We start from the raw sequence: 19,355 nt of genomic DNA, 5'->3' as shown, positions 1-19,355 counted from the left end.
CCGGACCCATCATCGGTGTCACGGTCCGGTCAGCGACGGCCCGTGGCCGGTTGGTGCAATGGTCCGCCCGGCCGCGCCGCCGTTCGACGTACGCGCACCCTGACTGGGCGCGGGCGCCATCGTCGCCTTGGCGGTCGTGTAGTCGAAGGCCTTCAGCACATCCCGCGGTACGCCGGACTTCTCCAGCTCGGCGGCGACCTTCGCGCTGAAGGGGCCCTCCGGTGACGACGTGTTGTACAGCTCCCGCAGGTTGACCCGGCCTTCGGCCATCATCACCAGGTTCGGATGGAGGGTGGCGAACTCGGAGGCGAATCCACCGTCGGCCACTCCGAGCAGCGTCGCCGGCCTGTCCTTCTGCGGGGGCAGCGCCTGGTACTTCCGCTCCGTGCCGTCGGCCTCCCGGACCAGCAGCACGATCGGCTTCCGCTCCGCCTTGGCTCTGTTGATGGCGTCGAGCAGCGGCCGGTACGGCTGGTACACCGCCGCTCCGGACTCGTCGCGTCCGTACTCGGTCGCGACGACGTCCGGCCGCCCCAGCTTCTCCGGCACGGCCTGCAGCCGCGAGTTCGCCAGTACGGCGTCCATCGTGGCGCCCTGCTCCATCTGCCGCAGACCCTCGAGGTACCGGTGCCCCAGCATCCGCACGAACATCTCGCCGTGCGCCAGCTCCGGCAGCCGGGTGGTGCTCTTGGTGACCGGCTCGCCGCGGCCGTTGTCGGTGGTGGTCCGGACCGTCGCGTCGTACACCAGCGGGATCCGGACCGTGACCATCTGGCCCTCCAGGAACCGGCTGCCCTCGAACCGGGTGCCGTTCGCGTCCGAGGACTGCTCGTTGACCTGCTCACCCATCGAAGCGCTGACCGAGGCCACACCGGCGTCGAATCCGCCGGTCGCCTTGAGCGGTGTCCGCCGGTTCCTGGCGCTGCCGGTGCCGTACCGGAACTGCTCGCGCCAGACATGGCCCTCCTGGCCCGGCAGGGAGTCCCCGTCCAGCTCCCAGCCGACCGCTCTGGCCTCGACGTGGACGCTGATCATCGTGTTGCCGTTACCCGGCGGCGCCATCGGTGGCAGGTCGACGCCGCCGTCGAGCAGCCGTCCGACCTTGGCCTTGAGCGCGCTCGCCTTCAGCATCGGCCGGATGACGTGGCGGTACGCCGCCGTACCGCGAACCCCGAGCACGTCGGGTCGCCGGAGGTAGGCGGTCAGGTTCTCGTACAGCTGGTCGCGCTTCCGCTCGCCTCGTCCGTGCGGCACGGAGCGGAGTACCTTCGCGCCCTCCGGAATCTGGATGTTGCGGTGCTCGGGCCGGGTCTCGAACTCCTGCTGCACCTGCGGCGCCACGGTGCGCGCACCGTCCTGCAGCTCGTCCGTCGGGACCAGGACGGACAGCTCGGCGCGCAGCTCGCGCCGTTGGGACACGCTGGTGATGTCGGCCGGGTCGATCCGGCCGAGCTTCCAGCGCGCACTGGCCATCGCCGCGGCGCCGGCGTTGCGGACCCGGACCACCTCGGTGGTGAACACCACGGTCCGCTGGATCCGGGTCTTCTTGAAGTGACCCAGCCGGCGCAGGTTCGTGTTCTGCAAGCCTTCGGTGCGGGAGTCCGTCGTGGTCAGGTCGGTCGAGAGACCGCCGGTGAGCTCGCTGCCGAGCGGGCCAGGGGTCTTGCCGTCGAGGCCCGCGGTCACCGCCACGGTGTGGCCGGCGGACTGATCCAGCTGCTGGTAGTCGTAGTCCTGATCGACGCCGCCGGCGTTCTCCGTGGGCAGCTTGAGTTTGCCGTCCTTGTCGACCAGGACGTTCCCGTCCTCGTCGGTGGGGACGGCCGTGACGATCAGGTCGCCCTCGTAGCGCGCCCAGGCCCGGACGAACAGCACGTCCGGGCGGGCCTGGCCCTTGATCGGCACCTCGATCGGAGCCTCGAACTCGCTCACGCTGAGCATGTCCTCGAGGTGCCCCTGCAGGCGGCTCGGCGTCAGATCGACCTCGAGCGCGTTCTGCAGCAGCAGGCTGGCGTCGCGCAGGCCCGGCGCGACCTCGTCGACCTGTGGCTCGACCAACGCGCGGAGGTCGACGCGCTGATCCGGGTGGCCCTCGACGGTGAGCGACTCGATCTGGGCCGCGCCCAGGCTCTCGTCGTACGCCTCGGTGCCGGTGTGCATGACGCGGCGCGCCTGGGCCACCGCCTCGGTCAGGTTCATCGCCGCGGTGAACCGTTCGTCCGCGGTCTGGTCCTGCGCCGGTTCGGCTTCGGCCCGCTGGTAGAGCTTCGCGGCCAGGCGCTCGGGCGTATGGGTGGGCGCCAGGCCGGTGGTGACGCCGGCCGTCTCCCGCTGGTAGCGGCGGACGAAACCGAGCGCGACCCGCGCGTCCAGGTCGAGCTTGTCGTTCAGGTACCGCTCGGCCGCGTCGCTGGCCACCCACAGCGGCAGGTCGAGCTTGTTGCTCGCATACAGCTCCAGCGCCCGCCGCTCGGCCATCGTCTTCTGTGCCACCGCGTCCGGCAGCGGCACCGACCGGATCACCTGGCCGTTGTGGACGATGTCGGCGACCATCCGGTGCCGCTCGAGGAACTCGTGGTGCGTACCGGGGTTGATCAGCAACCGCTCGTCGCCCGACGTCTCGCTGACCGTGGACGACTGCGTGGAAGTACCGATGCGACCGACGGACACGCCGCCGGACCGGTTGGCGCCGTCCGCGGCGACCTGGCCGCCGCCACCGCTGCCGGTGACCCCGCCGCCTTTGGTCGTCCCGGAGGTGTAGCCGACGTCGGTCATGGTGAAGTTGATGTCGACCGAGTTCTGCTGCGTCATCGCGAGGTGGGTGAGGCTGACCGCCTCGCCCCGGATTACGATCTGGTACTCCTGCGGCAGAATCGTGCCGTCCCTGAACGCGTGCAGCGGATTGCCCGGCGCCTTGACCACGGTGAACGGCAGCCGGTAGCTACCGTTCATCCAGTCCCGGTTCGCGATCAGGCTGGTCGGCGCCAAGGCCGCGTGCAGCGCGGGGAACGCGGTGGAGTCGGAGCGGATCGCAGGGATCGCCGCGGCCAGCTCGTCGGCCGCGTTGCCCGCGTCGACGGCGACCGGGAACGCCTGCTGGACGGCCAGCTGGTCCGGCGCCTTGGGGTCCTGCTCGAACACCGGCGTACCGGCGCGTGCCAGCGAGCTCTCGTAGGCGAGCTCCATGCTGCCGCGGACGTCGGCCAGCGTCTCGTCGCCGTGGTCGGTGATCTCGGCGAACTTGATCCGGATGTCCTGCTTGAACCGGTCGAGCGGCTCGGTGCTGTCGGTCAGCGTGACCTCGCTGACCCGCCGCCCCGCCGACCAGCTGTAGGTCCGGCCGAGCGCGTTCCGGCTGAACTTCACGCCGAGCCGACCCATCCAGCCGCGGATGCCCTTCGGCGGGCCGATGGTCGCGTCGACGCCGGCCGAGAGCGGCACCGACTTCGACCGCGTGGTGGTCATGCCGGTCCCGCTCGAGGCGATGCCGAGCAGCACGAGGTTCTCGTTCGTGCTGGTGCCCAGGCCCTCGGCCTTGAACGCACCGGTGGTTTCGTCGTGGTCCTGCGTGACGGACAGCCGGAACGGCCGCCAGCGCGGCGTACCGGCGAAGCCGTGGTCCTCGAGCATCACGATCAGGCCGCCCTGGCAGGCCTGGTCGATGCCGGCCTCCAGCCGAGGTGCGCTGATCTGCTGCATGACGCGCTGGTAGTTGTTCAGCTGAGCCGTCGTCGCCGGCTGGCCAGGAATGAGCAGGCCGTGGTCGTCGACCGCCGGCACCAGGCCCATTTCGCTCAGCTTCACCAGGGCGTCGCGCTGTGCGTCGTCCGCGCCGATGAGGTTCTGCGGCAGCGCCTTGCCGGCACCGCGGAGCTGGTTCTCACCACGCCCCATCCAGGGCGGCACAGTCTGCGGACCGGTCGACGGCGTCGCGTCTCCGCGCAGCAGCACCCGGCCGGACTTGTCGAGCTGGAGGCTGTCGTCGGGATTGCGCAGTACTGCGTCCTTGTCGGCGCGGCCGCCGACCCGGAGCAGGTCGTTCTCCGCGACGCGCAGAAGCGCCTTGCACAGGTCGCGCTCGACGATCGGAGCGTTCTTGGTGTCGCCGACCTTCTGCAGCGTGGCCTTCACCTTGAGGCCGACCATCACGCCCTGGGTCGGCCCCTGGTTCCGGTGTACGGCGGGGGAGATGGTGGTCATGCTGACGTTCTGGCCGCCCTGGCGGGTGACGGTCCGTCCGGCCGACACGCTCGGCCCCACGTTCACACCGGATCCGCCGATGTCCTTCAGCGTGGTCGAACCGGCGGCGGGGTGGCCTGCGACCGGTACGCCGGGGTAGGCGAGCGAGCCGGTGCCGGTCGCCGACGCGCCGTACACCTGGCTCGCGTTGACGCCGGCGAAGTCGACCAGGACCTCTTCTTGCCACATCTCCGAGCTGGACTCGCCGATCAGCTCGGCGTTGCTCCAGACCGGCTCGACCTCCCAGGTGAGCTCGTACTCCGAGTTGTCGGTCGACCTGAACCGTCGGGTGATGCCGCCCGGCTGACTCATCTCCCGGAGCAGCCGGTGCGAGTCGTACACCATCAGGCCGGCGATGTGGTTGTACGTGCCCCGGTCCAGGCCGCCGTACTGCTGCTGTGCCCGCCGGATCAGCCGGTCGGTGACTTCCTGTACGCCGCTGATGCTGGTGACCGCGTGCCGTGGGAACTCGCTGGTGACGTCCTTGGCGTGGCCGAGCTCGGCCAGCGTGACCGTCTCGGCCGGGGGCTTCACCGTGTACGCGCTGGACACCCAGGTCTGCTGGCGGCCGACGTCGATGCTCTCGACCGGTGACCAGGGCTCGGTGGGTGAGCGGCGTACCTCCACCTCGAGCACGCCGTCCCACTCGCACAGCAGGGACTCGCCGCGGTTGTCGTCCACCCAGCCGTGCTGGTGATGGGCGGTGGCGCCACCGGTGTTGGCGAGCGTGCGGCCGCGGGTCGCTTCGACCTTCGGCGAGACGAGCTGCGCGGCGACGTGCAGCGGCGTACCCGGAGCCGCCAGCGCCAGCAGCGGCTGCAGGTTCACGCCGACGGTGGAACTCGTCGAGTGGGTGTTCGTGGTGGCGACGCTGGTGCCGCCCTCGCCGAGCGTCCCGGACATCTGCTCGGCCATCTCGAAGTCGTGGTCGGTTCGCTCCCGGAGGTTGCGCGGCCGCATCCGCATCCGCACCTCGGGCATGTCGTCGATGCTGCCGTCCGGGTCGCCGCCGAGCGCGAACACCATGCCGTCCTGGGACAGCAGCCGCCGGTACTCCGCACTGGGGAAGGGCTGCGGGCCTCGGGTGGGGAGTCCATGGCGGATGCCGTTCGCAGCCAGCACCCGGTTGATGTCGTCGGCCGGAAGCCGGACCGGCTGGCCCTCGGGTACGCCGGTCATCAGCAGGTCCTTGACCGGCATCGCGGCGTCGCGGCTGTGTTCGTAGACGTCGACCTGCTGCTGTGCGGCGCCGGCCAGCGCGGTGAGCTGGTCCTGCGGACTGCCGGCGTCGATCTCGGTCAGGAGTTCCTGGTACGAGTCGAGAGCGAGCTTCGCCTTGGCGGCGGCTGCGGCGTACGCATCGCGGATCTCGATGTGCCGGTCGGCCTTGTTCCGCAGGGAGGTGGCCGTCTTCCGCAGGATCCGGGCGCGCTCGGAGGCGCCGAGGTCGAGCCCCTGCTCTTCCGTGTCGGCGGCGTCCGCGGTCTTGTCGGCCTCCTCCTCCGCCGTCCCCGCGGTGCGCTTCTTGGTCGCGGCCTGCTTTTCCAGCTCCTTGACCGCGGACTCGAGCGACTGGATCTGGGTGACGACCTGCCCGCGGAGGTGCGCGGGAGTATGCCGAGCAGGCTTCTCGGCGGCACGAGCGGCCGCGATACCGAACGCGGCGGCGTCGGTGCCGGACATCGCCTCCGGCGCCCAGGGCAGGGTGGGCTCGGCGCCGCCGTGGCGGCGGATCGTCTTGGCCAGACCGCTCAGGTCGCGCTCGAGGTCCTCGACGGTGCGCGGACCTGTCGGCCGACCGATGGCCATCGTCTCGGCGCGAGCCTGGTGCCAGTCCTGGACCATGACCTGGAAGGCCGCGTGGTCGGCGCTCAGCCGACGGTCGCGCCGTTCGTGACCGAAGGCGGACTTCAGCCGGCCCAGCACCCCGCGTGGCCGGTCGGCCTGAGCGGCGGCGATCTCCTGGGTCATCTGGGCCAGCTGATGCGTCCACACGTGCCGGAGCTGTGCGTCGGCCACTTCCGACGAGATCTCCAGTACATGCGGATCCTCGGCCGTGCCGGCCCGGATGATGCCGTGCGCCAGGGCGCCCAGGGTGGTCGGGCCGACCTGGACGCGGACATGCTGCGGTACGTCGCTGACCGTCGTACGGAAGATCGCCTGCTGCGCCTGGAGGTCGATGGCCGGCGGCTCGGTCACCGATGCGTTGGCCAGGTCCGGGTTGCTCATCGAGGCGAGCGCGTCGAGGGCGGTCGAGCTGGTCAGCGCGCCGTCGGCGCTCGGGCGTCCGCGCGATCCCGTGATCAGGCCGGTGCCGCGGATCTGCCCGGTCCAGACCCGCCTGCCCTCCGCGCGGCGGTGGGAGCTACCGGCCTGCGCGCGGTGCCGGTTAGCGGACGAGGTGGTCGGCGGGGGAGTCACACCGAGGAGCTGTGCGTCGCGGCTGATCTCAGCCGAGGCCGAGACGATGCCAGAGAAGGAGACCGGCCTCGAGGACCCGGGGAGGCGGTCGAGGCGGGCGGCCACCTCCGGGTCGTCGGCGGCGGCGCTGAGGGCGACGCGGAGCATCGACTCGGCTTCGGTACGCCGGGACTGGTCCAGGCTCGGCGCCCGCAGGTACTGATCGAGGGCCTCGGTCGCACCGCGAGCCGGCAGCTCGCCGCGGACCCGGGCGACCTCCGCGCCGAGTACGCCGACCGCCTCCGCCAGCAGACGCTCGTCGGACACCCGGTCCGCAGCACGCCGGGCGAGCAGCTCCTCGAGGCCGCGCATCACTTGCGCGGTGAGCATGTCGTCGCGGCTCGTCAGCCAGACCCGGCCGTTACGGAGCGGCACGGCGGAGGGGTGCAGAATCGCGAGCGCGGCTCGCGTCGCCCAGCGGGCCCGAACCGTCGAATCCCCAGCAGACCGTGCAGATTGGGCAGATTGTGCCGATCCTGCGGACGTGGTCACCAGACCCCACCCCCTCCCGTAGGTATCCAAGTGCTCACCAGTTGTCACTAGGACGTCCTAGTTCCGGAATCTAGCAAACATTCGGTTACTTGCCAGCAACTCGAATCACCCGGACTGTTAACAATTTACGCCGGTACGGCCACCTAGGATCGCTTCATGGTCGAGCGCCTGGGTACATCGAGCTGGAGCGTCTCCGAGGCGCGCAACATGGTGGCGCGGCTGCGGCACGTCGCCGGCGACGGCCCGGAGTACGACGGCATCGAGCTGTTCATGGCTCTGTGTGACTACCTCGACCAGTTGTACGGCGGGACCGGGTTCGACATCGTCTTCACCGGGGCGGAGCGGCAGACGCTGGCCGACTCGGTCCGGAAGGTCCGCGGGCCTAACGTCGTACCGGACCCGGACTCATTCCGGCTGGTCCAGCCCGTCAACGCGGCCGTGACGCTGGTCGAGGGACGGACCCTGACGGCCTGGCTGGAGGAGCGGGACGGATGGCAGCAGGAGCTCGGGAAAGCGCTGCACGGGCTGTACATCTATCTAGACCAGTTGTACGGCGGACCGGGAGCTTTCAACGAGCTGCTGACGCCTTCCGAACGACTCCGGGTCGCGCAGCGGTAACAGCACAGGTACAGCACGGATAACAGCACCGGTCACAGGCCGCCCTACTGGCATGAGTGGCACCTCGCTGCCATTACGGTAGGCGGGTGAGCCTCTCGTCCTCCACGCGAACCCCCTCCCAAGGCGCCCGGGCAGCGGGCCGATCGGCGGGCGGTAGTTCGACCCGCCTCCCTGGCAGCCGGGAGCGCCGTCCCGCGCTCGCCGCGCTCGCGGTGATCCTGATTCTGCTCGGCGCGGCTGGGTCCGCGCTGATCGCGCTCAACAGCGGCAACCGGTCCGACTTCGTCGCGATCTCCCAGGACAGCCTCCCGCCCGGGCACAAGCTCGAGGCGAAGGACCTGTCCCGCGGCGACCTGGCCGGTGCGACCGGCGGCCTGATCCCGTGGTCGGAAGCCTCGAAGTACCTGGGGCACTACACCACCACCTGGCTGTACAAGGACCAGTTCGTCACGCCGAAGAACCTGACCGTGGACGACAAGCCGCCGATCCCGGCGGGCGGTGCCCTGGTCGGTGTCAGCCTCGAGGCCGGTCGGGCGCCGTCGGACGGACTGAACGTCGGCGACATCGTCTCGGTGATCCGGGTCCCCACCGCCAACCAGGACGGCGGTTCGCCGGTGACGCTGGTGAAGGCGGCCATGGTGACGTCGAGCGCGGGTGCGATCACGGACGCGCGGACGAGCGCGAACAGCTCCCTCAACGTGACGATCCTGATCCCGGCCGACCAGATCTCGACGGTCAGCGCCGCGGCGGCGGCCAAGAGCCTGACAGTGGCCAAGCTGCCGGCGGGGACGCCGACGGACGTCTCGCGCAACGGCGGGTCGAACTGATGGCACTGGTGGCATTGGCGAGCGCGAAGGGCTCGCCAGGGGTGACTACGGCCAGTCTGGTCTTCGGTGCGCTGTGGCCGCGGCAGGTGTTGCTGGCCGAGTGTGACCCGGCCGGCAGCGATGTGGCGATCCGGATGACCGGACCGGGCGGTGCGGCGCTCAACTCCGACCGCGGTCTGGTCAGCCTGGCCGCGGCGAGCCGAAAGGGCCTGGGCGACGAGGTGATCCTCGCGCACAGCCAGCAGCTCGACGGCGGTCTCGACGTACTGCTCGGTGTCCGTTCGCCGGAGCAGGTGGGTGGCATGGGCGGGCTGTGGCATCCGCTCGGCATCACGTTCAACCAGATGCAGCACGGCGACGTACTGGCCGACTGCGGCCGGATCGGTGCGTCGTCACCGCAGCTGCCCGTCATCCAGTCCGCGCGACTCGTCGTACTGATGTGTTCGGCGACCGGCTCGTCGGTTGCGCACCTCCGGGAGCGGCTGTCCACTCTGGTGCACCATGTCGACGCACAGCTCGGCGTGGTTGTCGTTGCCGACCCGAAGCAGCGTGACGCGGTCAAGCAGGTCTGGACCGTGCTGGACGCGATGTCCTTGCCGGTGCGGCACCGCTGGCACCTGGCGTACGACCAGGCCGGCGCAGCGTTCTTCGACGGGCGCGGCCACGGCCGTCTCGACAAGACCCCGCTGATCCGGACGGCGACCGACATCACCGCGGAGATGGCGTCGCTGGTGTCCGCGCCGCCGCCGCAGGACTTCGACATGGCCAACGCGGCGTTTCCGCCGGGTGATGATCGATGAGCGCTGATCAGGAGCTGGTTCGGAAGCTCCGGGTTCAGGTTGCGGAGCGGCTGAACGAGCAGCGTCGCCGTGACCAGGTGAACGGCGTACCTCCGATGAGCGCGGAGGACGAGCGGGAGTACGCACGGTCGCTGATCGTGCAGGTGCTCGAGGACCACGCGCGGTACGAGCTGGCCGACGGCCGGACGCCGCCGACCCCGGACGACGACGCCCAGATCGCCGGCGCGATCCACTCCGCCCTATTCGGCGTCGGCCGGCTGCAACCGCTGATCGACGACCCCGACGTCGAGAACATCGACATCAACGGCTGCGACCAGGTCTTCGTGCAGTACGGCGACGGCCGCGAGGAGACTCCCGGTCCGGTCGCCGAGAGCGACGAAGAGCTGATCGAGCTGATCCAGGTGCTGGCCGCCCACGCCGGTCTGACCAGCCGCCCGTTCGACTCGGCCAACCCGCAGCTGGACCTGCGGCTGCCGGACGGCTCCCGACTGTCGGCGGTGATGGGTGTGACCTCGCGCCCGGCGGTGTCGATCCGCCGCGCCCGCCTCGGCAAGGTGTTCCTCCGCGACCTGGTATTGAACGGAACCATGACCGACGACGTCGGCTCGTTCCTGCGGGCCGCGGTCGCGGCGCGGAAGAACATCATGATCGCCGGCGCGACGAACTCCGGGAAGACCACGATGCTGCGCGCGCTGGCCAACGAGATCCAGCCGCACGAGCGCCTCGTCACGGTGGAGCGGTCGCTCGAGCTCGGCCTCGGCGAGTTCAAGGACCTGCACCCGAACGTGGTCGCGTTCGAGGAACGGCTGCCGAACTCCGAAGGCGTCGGTGAGGTCACGATGGCCGACCTGGTCCGCCGATCGCTGCGGATGAACCCCTCACGGGTGATCGTGGGTGAGGTGCTGGGTGACGAGATCGTGACGATGCTGAACGCGATGAGCCAGGGAAACGACGGCTCACTGTCGACGATCCACTCGAACAGCTCGATGGAGGTGTTCAACCGGATCAGCACCTACGCGATCCAGGCGGCGGAGCGGCTGCCGATGGACGCCACCCAGATGCTGATCTCCGGTGCGCTCGACTTCGTCGTGTTCGTCCGCAAGCACAACGACTACGAGCGCGGCGGCGGCCTGAGCCGGTACATCGAGAGCATCCGCGAGGTGACCGGCTGGGACGGCCGGGTCTTGTCGGGCGAGGTATTCGCGCCCGGACCCGACGGCCACGCTGCGGCGCACGCGCCGATCGCCTGCATGGACGAGCTCGAGCACTACGGCTACCAGCCGCTCGTCCACGGAACGTGGGCGTGACGCGATGAACGACAGGACTCTGGGGGCGCTCATCTGCGGGGCGGTGGTCGGGGGCGCGGTGATGCTGCTGATCGTCGCGATCCGCGGCACCGAGCCGAAGGACGAGACGCCCTCGCTGTTCCGCAACCGCAGCGCCGAGAACCGCAAGAACCTGATCCGGCTCGGCGCGGGTATCGCCGTCGGCCTGATCGTCCTGGTGGTGACCCGCTGGCTGGTGCTCGCGATCGCGCTCGGCCTGCTGGCCGCGATGGCGGACCGGTTCTTCGGCGGCACCGGCGAGGAACGCCGCGCGATCGACCGGCTGGACGCACTGGCCACCTGGACCGAGGCGCTGCGCGACACGATCGCCGGCGCGGTCGGTCTGGAGCAGGCGATCCCGGCGACCGCGGTGAACGCGGCGCCGGCGATCAAGCCCAGCCTGAACCTGCTGGTCGACCGGCTGCGGATCCGCGAACCGTTGCCTTCGGCCCTGATGCGGTTCGCCGACGACCTGAACGACCCGTCCGCCGACCTGATCGTCGCGGCCCTGGTGCTGAACGCCCGGCTCCGCGGACCCGGTCTGCGCGAGGTGCTGAGCGCGCTCGCCGATTCGGCCCGCGAGGAGCTCGACGTACGGCGGAAGGTCGCGGCGGAACGTCGGTCGACCCGACGCAGCGTGCAGGTGGTCGTCGCGATCACGCTGATCATGGCGGCCGGGCTGGTGCTGTTCAATCCGACGTACATGCTGCCGTACCGGAGCTTCATCGGTCAGGTCGTGCTGACCCTGGTGATCGGGCTCTACGCACTCGGACTGCTGTGGCTGCGGCGGCTGGCCAAGATCGAGGTACCGGAGCGGTTCCTGATCGGCATGACCAACGACCGGTCGGCGAATCGGCAGGGTGACCAGCGGATGGAGGTGGTGAGCGGATGACGTGGGCCTTCATCTGCGGCGGCCTGGCCGGCCTCGGCGTGTACGTCGCGGTGCGGATCTTCATCAAGCCGCGGGCGAACGTGTTGTCGACGATCGCGCGGATCGACGCCGGGCGCGGCGGCTACACCACCAGCGCCGCCGGCGAACGCGTGCTCGGCGGCGTGGACCGAGCTCGGGAGACGCTCGGCCGGCGGCTCGAGCTCGAGGCGAACGCGCGCGGTTGGGCGTTCGGCAAGCTCCGCCGCGATCTCGCGGTGATGAACCAGCCGTTCGCCGCGATGCTCGCGACCAAGGTGTTCTTCGCCCTCGGCGCGCTGGTCCTGATCCCGATCGTGCTGTTCCTGTTCTCCGCGATCGGGTTCACCGCGCCCGGGGCGGCGCCGGCGATCGTGACGCTGGCCTTCATGACGCTGGCGTTCTTCCTGCCGGACCTGGCCTTGCGGCAGGAGGCAGAGAAGCGGCGGCGCGACTTCCGGCACGTGGTTGGCAGCTTCCTCGACCTGGTTGCGATGAACCTCGCCGGCGGCCGCGGTCTGCCCGAGGCGCTGATGACCGCGTCCACGATCGGCGAGCACTGGGCGATGGCCCGGATCCGGCAGGCACTGGCGAACGCGCGGCTGATCGGCATCACACCGTGGGACGCGATGGCACTGCTCGGCGAGGACCTCGGCGTCGAGGAACTGCGCGACCTGGCATCGGCGCTGGCACTGGCCGGCGACGAGGGCGCGAAGATCCGGTCGTCGCTGCTGGCTAGGGCGGCATCGCTGCGGCGCAAGGAGCTGGCCGACGTGGAAGGCAAGGCGGGTGAGCGCTCTCAGTCGATGCTGGTCGCGCAGCTCGTCATGATCTCGGCGTTCTTCCTGTTCCTGGCCTTTCCGGCCGGCGTGGCCATCCTCGGAAGTTAGGTCGAACAGTGATGAGGACGGTATTTGTTTGCGGGGATCCACGCGGCGGTTCAGTCCGTCGTACAGGGCATACTGAGGCCTGCTTTGGCCTCATGATCTGGAAGGCAATCGGATGACCTCGGAGTTGATGTTCTGGCGGACCATGGCCCGCTACGCGCTCGCACGGGCGCAGGCCCAGCGGGCCCGGGCGCGGCAGGGGCACACCGAGATGGGCGCCTCCGCACTCGAGTGGGCGATCATCTCGGGGATCCTGGTCGTCGCCGCGCTGGCGATCGGCGTGGTGGTGAAGCGCGTCATCAGCAAGCACACCGCAGACATCGACCAGGGCAGCTGACGTAGACCTATGCGGCTGGGGCGCAAGCGGAGACGGTCGGAGCGCGGGGTCAGCACGCTTGAGCTGGCCATTCTGGCGCCGGCGATCCTCACGCTGATCTTCCTGTCGATTCAGACCGCCCTGTGGCTGTACGGGCGTTCTGTCGCGCTGAACGCTGCGCAGGAAGGCGTTTCGCGACTTCGGCTGGTGCAGCCGCCGGTCTACTCCACAGCAGTGGGGGAGAAGGTCCGGGCGGACATCCAGTCGTACGCCGAGCAGGTGGGCGGTACGACGCTGCAGCATGCGAACGTGCCGTTCCCGTCGTACAACAGCCCGGAAGGCATGGTCTCGTTCACGGTCACCGGTGACACCGTCTCGCTGGTGCCCGGCCTGACGCTGAAGGTGAGCCGGACCGCTACCGGGCCGATCGAACAGTTCGAAGCCGACAAGTGAGTGTGGGGATGAAGCGGAGGCGCGGGCAGCGCGGGACGATGGCGCTGGAGATGGTGATCCTTGCCCCGGTGCTGCTTCTGCTGTTCATGTTCCTGCTCGCCTGCGGCCGGTACTTCCAGACGTCTTCGCTGCTGGAGAGTGCGGCCCGCGACGGCGCCCGCAGCGCGAGCCAGGCGCGTTCGTTGCCCGACGCACAGACCCGCGTCGACCAGGCCGTCACCAGCACGATGAGCCAGGCGATCAAGTCCTGCAAGACGACCGCCACCGGCTCCATCACCACGGGTTTCGTTGCCGGCTCGCCGTTGTCGGTCGAGGTCACCTGCACGATCAACTACCGCGACCTCGGTCTGCTCGGCCTCGGCGGCGACACCACCATCACCAAACGCTTCACCTCGTCCCTCGACCCGTACCGGGGGGTGCACAGTGACGGCTCCTGAGCGCCACCGGTCCAAGGTTGTCGAGTTCTTCCGGATCGATGCCCCAGGCAACCACCGGCTGTTCGCGCGCGGTGCGCTCAGTCCCGCGGTCGCGATCCTCGCCGTAATGATCTTTACCCTGGCCGGCCTGGTGATCGACGGCGGCCGCCAGCTGGGCGCCCGCTCACGTGCGGTCGGCTACGCCCAGGAGGCGGCCCGCGTCGGCGCCGCCGCGATCCAGCTGAACGTCGCCGAGGCGAAGATCGACACCGCCAAGGCGGCCGTTGCGATCTCCGGGTTCTGCGCCCAGGTCCGCACCAACGACCCGGCCGTCACGTCCTGCGGCCCGACCACGCTGACCGACAAAGAGGTCGACATCAAAGTCGACATCTCCAACAAAACCACGTTCCTAGGCCTGATCGGCAAAACCGCCCTGAAGGCCAGCGGCACCGGCCAGGCCCACGCGGAGCAGGGTGTTGAGAAGAACGCCGACAGCCCAACCATCCCCCCGATCGTGGTCAACTCGACCACGGACGGCCCCGGCGCGCCGATCACAACCGCGCAGCCGCCCACGATCGATCTGCCCTGCCCGACGTGGACGGTCGGCTCACCAACCCCGACCTGGACCCTGTCGCCGTTCCCGTTCCCCCCGACCTGCTCGCCGAACGTGACACCGACACCCGACCCGTCAGGGACCCCGCCGACCGGCACACCACCCACCGACACGCCATCAGGCCCGAGTTCGCCGCCGAGCGGCTAGACACCGGAGGATTGTTCTTCGTGCGTAGGTTTGCCCTCCCGGCCGCCGTACTGGCAAGTGCCCTGCTGCTGACCGCATGCAGCAAAGACTCGAACGACGGCGGCCTCCCGGTCCCAGCCGGTGGATCCGGTACGGCGACGTCCAGCACGCCGTCGCAGTCGTCCGAGCCCACCACCCCGACGCAGCCGGCCACCAGCGCCAAGCCGACTACGGCGCCGAGGGGACAAATCATCATCCAGGCCGGGAACTTCGCGTCGAACGACGCCGTCCAAGGCCTCGTGACCAGCTACCCGCTCTACTTCCAGGCGCTGGTGTCGAAGGACGACACAATCCTCAAGAAGAAGTTCCCGTCGTTCTTTTACGCCGACGTGTCGGAGGAGATCCAGGACGCTCAGCGCAACGGCTGGGTGATGAAACCGCCGGGCAGCGTGGTTGTGGTCGGTGCGAAGCAGACCGCGGACGGCACCGTCGCGGTACAGACGTGTCGCTCGCAGAGCACGCAGTACTGGGATCCGAAGGCGCGGAACTGGAGCGTCGTCGCGCCGAAGGGCATGCCGGAGGTGATCGAGATGATCAAGACCGGGATCGGCTGGCTGCCGTACCGGCTGGCCACCACGGCAGGCGTGAACTGCGCGAGCGTGCACTATCCGGCCTAGTCCGGAAGATTCGAATTCATATTCCGAATAGGTGACGGGGCACTGGGCAACGGGCATGATGCCCCTGGTCGAAGATAATCTGCCGGAAGACGAGTCTGGGGAGTGAGGATGCACAACCGAGTAGGCCGCACATTGCTCGTCCTGAGCGCGGTGCTCGCGCTGCTCACGGTCGGTCCGGTCTCGACGGCCTCCGCGGACACCATCCAGACCGGCACGTCGGTGTGCAGCATGTATGTCAACTCGGTGGGCTTCGGTGCGTACTGCAGCAACGGTGCGGCCTATGTGCCGAACGGCAGCAACAAGCCGCCACCGACGTGGCGGGAGCGACTGGGTGGCAAGCCCTTCATTCCGTGCCGTGACTTCGACATCCCCAACGGCATCCGGCTACCGAAGGCGCCGGACGGCAAGAAGTGGGTGATGCGCATCACGATCACCGACTACAAGCTCGACACGTACGACGGTGGTCACGACGCCCACCTCGAGCGCGCCTATGTCCCGGTGGGGCCGGTGGAAGAGGCGCAGTGCCCGTTCCCGAATTACATGGAGCCGTTCTGGTATCCGTTCAAGAGCAACTACCCGCCACCGGCGCTGGTGGTGATGCCGACGTTTACGCCCCGGGTCAATGTGCCTGCCTTCTTCTCCCTGACTCCGGAGAGCTCGAAGGCAGGGGCCGACCCGAACAACCCGGGAGAGCTCAGCGGTTACGTAAATCCGCACCACAACCTGACAATGCGCGGCCAGATCTCCGAGATGACGGTCGATCCCGGTGACGGGTCCAAGCCGTTCAAGTGCCTGATGGGTGTCACGCCGGAGGACGATCCGGATGGGTACGACGAAACGCAGGACCCGTTCCACCAGATGAACACGTGCAAGCACGTGTACCAGCGATCCAGCGCGACCCAGCCGGACGACATGTACACGGTGAAGCTCACCCTGACGTGGGAAGTTTTCTACTGGGTCGGTAAGGGTGCGGGCGGCTGGCACTCGATCGGCAAGGCGAACGTGACGGCGGTACAGCGTCTTCCTGTACAGGAAGCTCAGGCCATTGGTGGCTGACGGTGGGGGTATGGAGGAGCGATGGTAAGGACGAATGAGCCGGTGCAGGCGGCGCGGTTGCCGCAGCGCCGGGCGGGGAGTCCGGGCGCGGACCGGTTGAAGGGGTTCGTCGCGCTGCTTGCGATTCTCGCGATCGTCGGCGGCGTCCCGTACATCCTGCTGCGGTTCTTCGGTACGCCGTGGCCGGACAAGATGCCGACCAGCAGCATGCTGTTCAGCGAGCTGAGCATCCGGACCGTCCTCGGCATCATCGCGTTCTTCATCTGGCTCGCCTGGCTGCACTTCGTCGTCTGCCTGATCGCTGAGGCGGTCGCGGAGATCCGCGGCCACGGGTTGTCCCCACGGATCCCGTTCGGCGGCGGTTCGCAGACCGTCGCGCGCCGGCTGATCGGCACCGTCGTACTGATCGCGGCCGGTGCCGGCGTCAGCCTGCCGGTCGCCAGCGCTGTTACGACGACCGGCCCGGGTGCGCCGACCGCGATCACCGCGACCCAGGGCCACGAGCAGAGCTCCACCTCGCAGTTCCGTCAGACCGAGCCCGCCAGCAAGGTGCTCGCCGGCAACAAGACGACGACCGGCGTACGGACGAACCACGACCACACCGGTCAGGTCATCAAGTACACCGAGGTCCGTCCGCCGCACGGCCGCAACTACGACTGTCTGTGGGACATCGCCGAGCGGTACCTCGGTGAAGGCCGCCGGTACAAGGAGATCTACGACCTCAACAAGGACAAGCTGCAGCCGGACGGCCGCCGGCTGACCAACCCGGATCTGATCCTGCCGGGCTGGCAGGTGCGGTTGCCGGGTGATGCCAAGGGTCCGGGCGTGCACACGGTCCGGGTGAACATCGACGACCACGGCAAGACGGTCACCTCCAAGACCACCGTCAGCACGAAGACCACCACCGAGACCAGGACGGCCGTCAAGCCGACGGTCAAGTCGACCACGAAGACCGAGACGAAGGCCGGCGGGAAGACCGAGACCAAGACCAGTGCTCCGACCCGGTACTCCGAGCAGGGCATCGAGCCGGGCTCGTCCGTGGTCATCGGTAGTGCGACGAACGACCCGGGCGCGAAGAACGTGAAGCCGGGGGAGCCGGGCGTCACGGTCGAGCCGCACGTTCCGGGGACCGGGCAGTCCGAGCACGGCGAGCCGGCCGGCGGCGGCATCCAGGTGCCCGACGCGACGCCGGTTGCGGCCGACGACGGCGGGATCAACCTGCAGCAGGCCGGTATCTACGGCTTCGGTGCGGCACTGCTCGCCGCCGGCCTGGCGCTGGCGCTGAAGCGGCGCCGCGGCTGGGCGCAGGGTCCTGGCCCGAAGGCTGCCGGTCACCGGCAGACCGAGGTCGGTCTGCGGCTCGCGTCGGACATCCCGACCGCGGAGTTCGTCGACAACTCGCTGCGCAAGCTCGGCTCGGACATGACCGAGCTGCAGCGGCCGATGCCGAAGGTCGTCGCCGCGCTGGTGACCGACCGGGCGCTGACGCTGGTCCTCGACCCGTACGAGGCGCAGCCCGCGCCGCCCGGTCCGTGGCAGGCGATTGCCGAAGGCACCCGTTGGACGCTGCGCCGTGCGTACGGCCCGAGCGGTGAGGTCAACGCACCCGCGCCGTACCCGACGCTGGTCACGGTCGGCCAGAACGCGGACGGCGCCACGGTGCTCATCGACCTCGATACCGCGAACGGGATCGTTGCCTTCGGCGGCGTGACCAACGCGTCCCGCGACGTGGTCGGTTCGCTCGCTGTCGAGCTCGCGACCAACCTGTGGTCCGAAGGCGCGCACATCAGCATGGTCGGGTTCGGCGACGATCTGTCGTCGCTGGCACCGGCACGGCTCAGCTACTGGGTCCGTCTCGACGACGCGATGGGCGAGGTTGCCCGGCGTACCGAGGCGCAGGTGCAGGCGTGCCAGCGGCGGAACGCCGGCTCGGTCGCCGAGGCCCGGATGACGCACCCGGACGCGGCGCTGTGGGGCGCGCAGATCATCTTCGTGTCCGCTCCGCCGTCGCCGGAGGAGCAGGACCAGCTGAACCGGCTGGCCGCGGACGCCAAGCGCAGCATCGCGGTCGTCGTGGTCGGCGACGTGATCAACTCGCCGTGGCGGTTCGTCGTGGACGAGAAGAACCAGGCCGTCTGCCGGCTGCTCGGGCTCGAGGTCGACGCGCACAGCGTCAACCCGGAGCAGTTCGCCGACCTCGTGTCGCTGTTCGACGCGGCCGAGGCGGATGCCCGGGACAAGCGCCGGTCCGAGCAGGACATGCCGGCGTACGAGTTCTCGACCACCGATCTCAGCCAGCCGGCGCCGGTCGAGGTCGACCTGCTCGGTCCGGTCGAGGTGGACGCTCGCGGCGTGATCGACGAAGGCCGGGTCAGCCTGTCGACGGAGATCATCGCGTTCCTGGCCAGCCAGGACTACGGCGTACACCCGAACGTGCTCGCCGGTGCGATCTGGCCCCGTGGCATCAGCGAGGAACTGCGCGACGCCGCGCTGGACCACACCCGCCGCTGGGTGGGTGTCGATGCGATGTACGCCGATGAGTCCGGTCGCTGGATGCTGAACCGCAGTGTCGTCCGGGTCGACTGGGACGTGTTCCGGACCTTGGCCAAGCAGGCGACGATGGTGGACGACCCGCGTGGTCCGCTCTCGACGGCGCTCGGCCTGGTCCACGGCCCCGCCTGGTCGAACCTGCCCGGCGGCCGCTACTCGTGGCTCGCCGCGTCCGGGATCGAACGCCGGATGGTGGAAGCCGTCGTCGACGCCTCACTGCGACTCGCCGAGGCATCGCTCAGCCACAACGACGGCAACCTGGCCCGCACAGCCCTCCAGACCGGCCTCAGCTTCTCGCCGGCCTCCGAGGAACTGTGGCGAGCCACCCTCCGCCTGGCCGCTCACTTCGGCACCACCGCCGACGTCACCAACGTGGCCAGCCAGCTGTACGCCGCCCTCACCAAACACGGCGCCCCCCGCGGCCCCGAGGCCGAGACCGACGCCCTCGTCGACGAACTCCTCCCCGGCTACCACCGCCCCGCCCAGGTCGCCTGACGGGTATCACTCCGGCTGTCGGATTGCAGTTGCAACAAGCTGCAATTCGACAGCGGAGCGTGCCCGCGCGTTGCTAGAGTGTGCCTGCTCCGGGGGCC

At 69.4% G+C, this 19,355-nt stretch carries 14 protein-coding genes; 13 read left to right on the top strand and 1 reads right to left on the bottom strand.

What is annotated here, in order from left to right; all coding sequences use genetic code 11:
- Positions 1-18 precede the first annotated feature (18 nt).
- The gene (locus EV650_RS08150; RefSeq protein ID WP_134116905.1) at positions 19-7,074 is read right to left on the bottom strand and encodes a hypothetical protein; all 7,056 of its coding nucleotides are present in this window, start codon (positions 7,072-7,074) and stop codon (positions 19-21) included.
- A gap of 273 nt (positions 7,075-7,347) precedes the next feature.
- Here EV650_RS08150 and EV650_RS08145 point away from each other — a divergent pair, with 273 nt between their 5' ends.
- The 13 genes from EV650_RS08145 to EV650_RS08085 all read left to right on the top strand — a co-directional run bounded on the left by EV650_RS08145 (position 7,348) and on the right by EV650_RS08085 (position 19,257).
- Positions 7,348-7,809: a hypothetical protein gene (locus EV650_RS08145; protein WP_134116903.1), complete on the top strand. Its 462-nt coding sequence runs from the start codon at positions 7,348-7,350 to the stop codon at positions 7,807-7,809.
- A gap of 86 nt (positions 7,810-7,895) precedes the next feature.
- A complete protein-coding gene (locus EV650_RS08140; RefSeq protein WP_134116901.1) occupies positions 7,896-8,636 on the top strand; it encodes a hypothetical protein in 741 nt (246 codons plus the stop codon).
- Complete coding sequence (locus tag EV650_RS08135) at positions 8,636-9,436, top strand: CpaE/TadZ family protein (RefSeq protein ID WP_134116899.1); 801 nt, start codon at positions 8,636-8,638, stop codon at positions 9,434-9,436. The genes EV650_RS08140 and EV650_RS08135 overlap by 1 nt, the downstream gene beginning before the upstream one ends.
- A complete protein-coding gene (locus EV650_RS08130) occupies positions 9,433-10,743 on the top strand; it encodes a TadA family conjugal transfer-associated ATPase (protein ID WP_134116897.1) in 1,311 nt (436 codons plus the stop codon). Before EV650_RS08135 ends, EV650_RS08130 begins: the two co-directional genes overlap by 4 nt.
- 4 nt (positions 10,744-10,747) lie before the next feature.
- Complete coding sequence (locus EV650_RS08125; RefSeq protein WP_134116895.1) at positions 10,748-11,653, top strand: type II secretion system F family protein; 906 nt, start codon at positions 10,748-10,750, stop codon at positions 11,651-11,653.
- Positions 11,650-12,558 carry a type II secretion system F family protein gene (locus EV650_RS08120; RefSeq protein ID WP_134116893.1) on the top strand — a complete coding sequence of 303 codons (909 nt, stop codon included), beginning with the start codon at positions 11,650-11,652 and terminating at the stop codon, positions 12,556-12,558. Before EV650_RS08125 ends, EV650_RS08120 begins: the two co-directional genes overlap by 4 nt.
- Before the next feature lie 112 nt (positions 12,559-12,670).
- Complete coding sequence (locus EV650_RS08115; protein ID WP_134116891.1) at positions 12,671-12,892, top strand: hypothetical protein; 222 nt, start codon at positions 12,671-12,673, stop codon at positions 12,890-12,892.
- Between the two features lie 9 nt (positions 12,893-12,901).
- Entirely contained in the window at positions 12,902-13,324 is a 423-nt protein-coding gene (locus EV650_RS08110; protein WP_134116889.1) for a TadE/TadG family type IV pilus assembly protein, read from the top strand.
- Between the two features lie 8 nt (positions 13,325-13,332).
- Entirely contained in the window at positions 13,333-13,761 is a 429-nt protein-coding gene (locus EV650_RS08105) for a TadE/TadG family type IV pilus assembly protein (protein WP_134116887.1), read from the top strand.
- Entirely contained in the window at positions 13,748-14,500 is a 753-nt protein-coding gene (locus tag EV650_RS08100; protein ID WP_202874434.1) for a TadE/TadG family type IV pilus assembly protein, read from the top strand. Before EV650_RS08105 ends, EV650_RS08100 begins: the two co-directional genes overlap by 14 nt.
- A gap of 20 nt (positions 14,501-14,520) precedes the next feature.
- Entirely contained in the window at positions 14,521-15,156 is a 636-nt protein-coding gene (locus tag EV650_RS08095; RefSeq protein WP_202874433.1) for a hypothetical protein, read from the top strand.
- A gap of 108 nt (positions 15,157-15,264) precedes the next feature.
- Positions 15,265-16,212 (top strand): hypothetical protein, encoded by a 948-nt coding sequence (locus EV650_RS08090; protein WP_134116885.1) that lies wholly within the window; start codon positions 15,265-15,267, stop codon positions 16,210-16,212.
- A 21-nt stretch (positions 16,213-16,233) separates the two neighbouring features.
- On the top strand, positions 16,234-19,257 hold the full coding sequence (locus EV650_RS08085; RefSeq protein WP_134116883.1) for a hypothetical protein: 3,024 nt from the start codon (positions 16,234-16,236) through the stop codon (positions 19,255-19,257).
- The last annotated feature ends 98 nt before the right edge of the window (positions 19,258-19,355 follow it).

Source organism: Kribbella kalugense (genome assembly GCF_004365875.1).
Classification (GTDB): domain Bacteria; phylum Actinomycetota; class Actinomycetes; order Propionibacteriales; family Kribbellaceae; genus Kribbella; species Kribbella kalugense.
This window is presented reverse-complemented; position numbering and strand designations above follow the sequence as displayed.

What these genes read in the sequence shown, in the direction of transcription:
- EV650_RS08145 (WP_134116903.1), top strand. Translation starts at nt 7,348, where the DNA reads ATGGTCGAGCGCCTGGGTACATCGAGCTGGAGCGTCTCCGAGGCGCGC.
- EV650_RS08135 (WP_134116899.1), top strand. Translation starts at nt 8,636, where the DNA reads ATGGCACTGGTGGCATTGGCGAGCGCGAAGGGCTCGCCAGGGGTGACT.
- EV650_RS08130 (WP_134116897.1), top strand. Translation starts at nt 9,433, where the DNA reads ATGAGCGCTGATCAGGAGCTGGTTCGGAAGCTCCGGGTTCAGGTTGCG.
- EV650_RS08125 (WP_134116895.1), top strand. Translation starts at nt 10,748, where the DNA reads ATGAACGACAGGACTCTGGGGGCGCTCATCTGCGGGGCGGTGGTCGGG.
- EV650_RS08120 (WP_134116893.1), top strand. Translation starts at nt 11,650, where the DNA reads ATGACGTGGGCCTTCATCTGCGGCGGCCTGGCCGGCCTCGGCGTGTAC.
- EV650_RS08115 (WP_134116891.1), top strand. Translation starts at nt 12,671, where the DNA reads ATGACCTCGGAGTTGATGTTCTGGCGGACCATGGCCCGCTACGCGCTC.
- EV650_RS08110 (WP_134116889.1), top strand. Translation starts at nt 12,902, where the DNA reads ATGCGGCTGGGGCGCAAGCGGAGACGGTCGGAGCGCGGGGTCAGCACG.
- EV650_RS08105 (WP_134116887.1), top strand. Translation starts at nt 13,333, where the DNA reads ATGAAGCGGAGGCGCGGGCAGCGCGGGACGATGGCGCTGGAGATGGTG.
- EV650_RS08090 (WP_134116885.1), top strand. Translation starts at nt 15,265, where the DNA reads ATGCACAACCGAGTAGGCCGCACATTGCTCGTCCTGAGCGCGGTGCTC.
- EV650_RS08085 (WP_134116883.1), top strand. Translation starts at nt 16,234, where the DNA reads ATGGTAAGGACGAATGAGCCGGTGCAGGCGGCGCGGTTGCCGCAGCGC.